The sequence below is a fragment of the Zarconia navalis LEGE 11467 genome (genome assembly GCF_015207075.1).
Taxonomy (GTDB): domain Bacteria; phylum Cyanobacteriota; class Cyanobacteriia; order Cyanobacteriales; family Geitlerinemataceae; genus Zarconia; species Zarconia navalis.
Genome location: NZ_JADEXN010000323.1, coordinates 1 through 6,273, shown reverse-complemented (window position 1 = coordinate 6,273; position 6,273 = coordinate 1). Strand labels below are relative to the sequence as shown.

General features: G+C 53.4%; 6 protein-coding genes. 1 reads left to right on the top strand and 5 read right to left on the bottom strand.

Going from position 1 to position 6,273, the window contains the following annotated elements:
• The coding region (locus IQ235_RS15905; protein WP_264322420.1) for an aminotransferase class V-fold PLP-dependent enzyme at positions 1-941 on the top strand (941 nt) is incomplete at its 5' end.
• A 235-nt stretch (positions 942-1,176) separates the two neighbouring features.
• Here the strand turns inward: IQ235_RS15905 and trmD are convergent.
• The 5 genes from trmD to IQ235_RS15880 all read right to left on the bottom strand — a co-directional run.
• Positions 1,177-1,884: a tRNA (guanosine(37)-N1)-methyltransferase TrmD gene (gene trmD / locus IQ235_RS15900; protein ID WP_264322419.1), complete on the bottom strand. Its 708-nt coding sequence runs from the start codon at positions 1,882-1,884 to the stop codon at positions 1,177-1,179.
• Positions 1,885-1,919: 35 nt separating this feature from the next.
• On the bottom strand, positions 1,920-2,864 hold the full coding sequence (locus tag IQ235_RS15895; protein WP_264322418.1) for an SDR family NAD(P)-dependent oxidoreductase: 945 nt from the start codon (positions 2,862-2,864) through the stop codon (positions 1,920-1,922).
• Between the two features lie 54 nt (positions 2,865-2,918).
• A complete protein-coding gene (locus IQ235_RS15890; RefSeq protein ID WP_264322417.1) occupies positions 2,919-3,818 on the bottom strand; it encodes an SDR family NAD(P)-dependent oxidoreductase in 900 nt (299 codons plus the stop codon).
• A gap of 99 nt (positions 3,819-3,917) precedes the next feature.
• Entirely contained in the window at positions 3,918-4,901 is a 984-nt protein-coding gene (locus IQ235_RS15885) for an AraC family transcriptional regulator (protein WP_264322416.1), read from the bottom strand.
• Between the two features lie 152 nt (positions 4,902-5,053).
• Positions 5,054-6,273: mercuric reductase (locus IQ235_RS15880; protein WP_264322415.1), on the bottom strand; the 1,220-nt coding region annotated here is incomplete at its 5' end.

The following is a 6,273-nucleotide window of genomic DNA, read 5'->3' as shown; positions in this document are numbered from 1 at the left end:
CCATTACCCTGACTGAAGATGTCACCGTCGGTTGTAATATCCCGTTGTGGGGGATCGACTGGCAGCCGGGGCAACATTTGCTACTCACCGATTGCGAACATCAAGGGATCGTAGCGGCAGTGGGGGAACTTCAGCGGCGGTTTGGGATTGAAGTATCGATCTCGCCGTTGATGGAAACCCTGAACGATGGCGATCCCGTGGCGGTAATCGAGCGATCTCTTCAACCCAATACCCGACTGGTGGTTCTCAGCCACATCCTCTGGAATACGGGGCAGGTGTTGCCATTAGGGGATATCGTGCGGGTTTGTCGAAGTTTTCCAACTGACGGGCAACCGGTGCAAGTTCTCGTCGATGCCGCCCAATCCGTCGGCGTGTTGCCCCTAAATCTGGCGGAAACTGGGGTAGACTTCTATGCTTTCACCGGACATAAATGGTGGTGCGGCCCGGAAGGTGCGGGGGGTTTGTATATCAGTCCCGAAGCCAGAGCGTTCGTGCGTCCCACGTTTATCGGCTGGCGCGGGATTACCATCGATGGGAAGGGAACGCCGACGGGTTACGAACCGGGGGGCAAGCAATTTGAAATTGCCACCTCTGCCTACCCTCTCTATGCGGGATTGCAAGCGGCGATCGACTTTCATCATCAATGGGGAACTGCCGAAGAACGCTACGATCGACTTTGCCACCAAAGCGGGCAGTTGTGGGAGCGACTGACGCAGATTCCTCAAGTCACCTGTTTGAAGGCGCAACCTCCCGCTGCGGGTTTAGTGTCTTTTACGATTGCGGGTGGCAAACACCAGAAATTAGTGGAGTTTCTCGAATCGAGAGATGTTTTCGTCCGCACGATTCTCAATCCCAACTGCGTCCGCGCCTGCGCTCATTATTTCACCACCGACGAGGAAATCGATCGGCTGGTTGAGGGGGTTGAAGCGTTTGTGAGGTAGTTTAACGAACTACAAAGCCACAAAGGACACAAAGTAGGATGCTGTTAGACGGCGACAGTTTTGGCGTTCTATTCAATGTCAAAATCTGTCGTAACGCATCACTTTTAGGAGAGTTTAACAAACCACAAAGTCACAAAGGACACAAAGTAGAATGCTGTTAGACGGCGACAGTTTTGGCGTTCTATTCAATGTCAAAATCCGTCGTAACGCATCATTTGTCGGGTGGTTTAACGAACTACAAAGCCTCTTCATCTCCTTTGCGCACTTCCAATTCATCTAACAAATCTGGACGACGATCGCGAGTTCGATCGAGTTGTTGCTGGTGTCGCCACCGGGCAATCTCTCCGTGGTTTCCCGATCGCAACACGTCGGGGACGGCGTACTCTCGAAACAGGGCCGGACGGGTGTAATGGGGGTAGTCGAGTAAGCCATCTTCAAAGCTTTCCGCATCAAGGGATTCCGCTTTACCCACGGTTCCCGGTTGCAATCGCACCACCCCATCAATCAGTGCCAGAGCGGGGATTTCTCCCCCCGTCAGCACGAAGTCCCCGAGGGAAACCTCCCGCGTCACCAAATGCATCACCCGTTCGTCAATGCCCTCGTAATGACCGCACAGGAGAACAAGTTGATCGTAGTTGGCGGCGAGTTCTTTAAAAAGGGGTTGATTCATCGGCTGTCCTTGGGGAGTCAGCAAAATCACCTCGCGTCGGGGGAGAACCGGTAGGGATTCGACAGCCGCGAAAATCGGTTCCGGCTTCATCACCATCCCCACGCCGCCGCCGTAGGGTACGTCATCCACCCGCCGATGTTTGTCTTTGGTGAAATCGCGGGGGTTGATGAGGTTGACGGTGGCAATGCCTTTATCGATAGCTTTGCCGAGCAAACTCGCACTCAGGGCACTGGTGAAGAAGTCGGGGAATAGGGTGACGATCTCAAATTGCATTCCAACAGCAGCGAGTGTTTATCCGATCGCCGCAATCAGGCTGTATAGCGAGCATTTGCGCCGGCGGCTACATCAATAGTAACGCCCGTGATGTGCTGCGCTGCTGGGGAGACTAAGAAAACCACACTGCCTGCAATATCTTCAGGCTCTAGCAAACCGACGGGTAGCTGATGGTAGTTGGCTATCAGCCATTCATCTGATTCGGCTCGCTCTTGCGGGGTTCGCGGGCCACCGAGTTGAGTTCTGACCGCAGTGGGTGCGATCGCATTCACATTCACCCCCAATGGCCCCATCTCAATTGCCGCCGCCTTCGTCAGTCCCACCACTCCCCACTTCGAGGTCACGTAAGCCGGATTCTGCCCGTTTCCCTGTCGGCCAAATGTAGAGCTGGTTATCACCACTCGACCCGATTGCCGCTTACCCATTCCAGGCAACACCGCTCGCAAGGTGTTCGCAACACCCATGACGTTCACGTCGGTAATCGTTTCCCAAGAGTTTTGCCAAGCCGACTCATCTTCACTCAAAAAGCCAACATTGCTATTAATCCCCGCGTTGGCGATCGCAATGTCGATCTCGCCGAGCTGTTGTTCTGTCTGGGCGACAGCAGCTTTTAGCGCTGCAAGGTCTCTAACATCAGCTTTTATTGGCACCAATCGCTGACCCGCCTGTTCGACAAGCTGTTGAGTTTGTTGCATATCCACAGGTTCGGCGAGGGGAACGGAGTGCGTTGGAATGTCTGCGAGGATATCAACTGCTGCAATATCAGCACCCGCTTGGGCTAAAGCCACGGCAATCGCTCGTCCGATCCCCCGAGCAGCACCGGTGACAAAAGCCACCTGACCGGCTAACATTCCGTTTGATGGGGTGGAGGGCGTAACCTGCTCGGCTACCGCATCCTCTGCATTCAAAATAGACGGAATCGCAACCGCTGCGGCTCCTGCCGTGCCAGCGACCAAAAATTTGCGACGGGTGCTGTTCATCGTTTTGCTCCAATGAAGGGTTGGGTTAGACAAAAAGAGAGAGAAATCAACTCGCTATACGCAGCTGGTCAACATTCCGGTGGTGACATCAATATCGGTGCCCAGGATAGAAGTGGCATCGTCCGAAGCCAACATCATAACGACGCGAGCCATTTCATAAGACGTGTTAATCCGCTCGGGCAAGTTAGGCGGTGGTGTAGTCGGATCGCCATTCTGCGCCAAAATCGCCTGTCGCCTCATCGGGGTATCGACACCGCCGGGACTAATCGAGTTGATGCGAATATTCTGCGGGCCGTATTCGAGCGCCGCACACTTAGTCAGGCCAATGACGGCGTGTTTCGACATCGAATAAGGCATGATATTCGCAAACCCGACGTGCCCTGACACGGAAGCGTTGTTGATGATATGACCGCCCCCTTGGGAAAGCATCATCGGAATTTCTGCTTTCATGCACAGCCAGTAGCCCCGAGCGTTGGTATCCATCACGTTGACCCAGTCTTCTAAAGACTGCTCGGCAGAAGGTGCATTGGGCGAAACAACTCCAGCATTATTGAATGCGATGTCAAGCCGTCCGTAGCGATCGGCAACCGCTTGAAAAAACGCCATAATCTGGGCGGGATCTCGCACGTCAGTTTGAATGTAGGTCGCTTCGCCGCCTTCTGCTTTGATGGCTTCTTCAACCTGGCTCCCCAGCTCGGCCCGCCGTCCATTGAAAGCAACCCGCGCGCCCGATCGAGCAAACGCTTTGGCAGTCGCTTCACCGATACCGGATGTTGCGCCCGTGACGACAACGACCTTACCGGAAAAATCATGACCGGGGGTTGTGGAGGCCGCTCCGGGTTCGGGTGGAACCTCAGTATTGGCTCGAACCGATTTAGCCGCAACAGCAGCGGCGAGTCCGGCGGCACCGATCGCGCCAGTCGTCAGAATTTTGCGACGACCGATATCTGACATTTCTATATCGCTCCTGTAGATATATACCGAACCAATATAGAAAGAATGCAGCCGTTCTGTATCGGTAAATCTTGCTTTTTTTAAGGCTTATATTGCTATTTACCGTTTCTTTTTAATAAACTCTCCCGGTGTAATGCCTTTGATTTTTTTGAAGTTTCGAGTGAAATGAGTCTGGTCGGAAAATCCATAAGCGATCGCCACGTTAGCAATATTCGGCGTTCCTCTCGTCAGCGCTTGAGCCGCCCTTTCCACTCTTCTTTTCATTAGATATTGATGGGGCGTGAGACCGACAGCTACCTTAAATAGCCGACAGAAGTGAAACTTGCTGCGGCCTGCGACGGTGGCTAAGTCATCCAAGCTAATATCTTCCGATAGGAAAGCCTCGATGTAATCGATCGCCTTACCGATTCGGTGGCGATCGCCTGCTTTTACCCGAGAAAAATCGATCTGACGATCGAGCGGCCCGGCTAGGCGGTAATGATTGACATAGTGAATGGATAGCGCTGTTGATAGCAGCTCTACATAAAGCTTTCCGTTGGGATTTCGGGCGGAGGCTTCTTGCAACAGAGCGTTCATCAGGTGTTGTATCTGAGGGTCTCGGGCATGATGCTCGCGCGAGAATGCCTCAGAATCGATCGCAGCTTCTTCAGGTAACCCTTCTAAAAGCTGTTGTGGTTCGAGTGTCAGCAGCGCGAACTGGTTGTCGCCGTAGACTCGATGGGAAAAGGGCACTCCTGCTGGATTCACCCAAATTGTTCCTGGTTGACTGCGCTCTTTTCTGAAGCAGTTTCCGTCTTTCCACTCCCACTCAAAGGACGAACCGACGTTCATCGCAAAATAGTGCTGGGGAACAATGACATCATCTGTCCTGAACCCATCGTTCTGGCCGCTCTCGATATGAATCCCTTTCCAACCCAACCCCTGACTAGAGGCCGTTACTGTACCGACATCGATATCTGACCTCGGCGATCGCGTTTGACGATCGAAAAACTGAATATTACTGCGAATCTTGCCCTCTCCTCTGGCTGCCGGTACCGATCGATCCCGATCGGAGGACACTTTTTGACGAGCGTTGCGTTCCATATCAGAATCTCAACTTCTACCGGCTCAACGATGATGCGTATATCTTTGCGATGGTGTCCCCGTCCTCTCAAAACAGCGAGTCGATCTCCAACCATGGGCGATAAGTTAAGGTGCAAAGCCAGAAACAAGGCGAAAACCACCAACAAATTAGCCTACGAAAGCTTCGATAAAATCCCTAAAAACCACTTAGTTCGGGGGGTCAGTAACGTACGGCGATAGGCATCGGCAGCTTTTTTGATCCCTTCTGCCTGGGTGGGATAGGGATGGATGACACTCGAAAGTTTGCTCAATCCCAGATCGTGGACGATCGCGGTGGTGACTTCGCTAATCATCTCACCGGCGTGGCGGGCGACTATAGTCGCCCCCAAAATTCGATCCGTTCCCCGCTGGTGGAGGATTTTCACGAAGCCGTCCGTTTCCCCATCGGCGATCGCCCGATCGACACTGCTAAAATCGATTTTAATCGTGTCCGTCTCAATTCCCTTCGCTTGGGCATCGCGATCGTACATTCCCACGTGGGCGATTTCCGGGTCGGTAAACGTCACCCAGGGCATCACCAAGTCGCTGAGTTTGGATTTACCCAACCCGAAGGGAGAAAACAGGGTATTTTTAATAACGATTCGGGCGGCGGAATCGGCGGCGTGGGTAAACTGCCAGGCCATGCAAATATCCCCGGCGGCGTAGATGTTGGGATTGGTGGTTTGCAAATTATCGTTGACCTCGACCCCCTTGCGATCGTACTGAACCCCTACCCCTTCTAAGTTCAGACCTTCCACGTTCGGCGTGCGTCCCGCCCCGGCTAAAATCTCATCCACCACTACCGATTCTTCTTGACCGTTACGCATGAAATACAGTACTTTACCGCCCGGTGTCTGTTTTGCCCGTGTCGGCGTTGCCCCCACAACCAAAGCAATTCCGTCTCGAATTAGCTCATTTTGAACGATATCCGCAGCATCGGCATCTTCCCGGTTGAGGATATGGTCGCCGCGATGAATCAGCGTCACCTGAGAACCCAGTCGTTGGAATGCCTGGGCTAACTCACAACCGATGGGGCCGCCACCAATCACCGCGAGGCGTTTGGGACGTTCGGTGAGTGAAAACACCGTCTCGTTGGTGAGATAGCCCACGTCTTCAATGCCTTCCACGGGAGGACGGACGGCCCTCGCCCCAGTGGCGATGACGGCTTTTTTGAATCTTAAGGTTTTGTCTCCCACTTCAATGGCTTCGGAACTGGCAAACTTCGCACTCCCCAAAAACACGTCGATACCCAATTCGTGGAACCGCTGTGCTGAATCGTGGTGGCTGATGCCCGCCCGGAGTTTGCGCATCCGCTGCATGACAGCGGCAAAGTCTACGTTAATCTCCTCGGGAG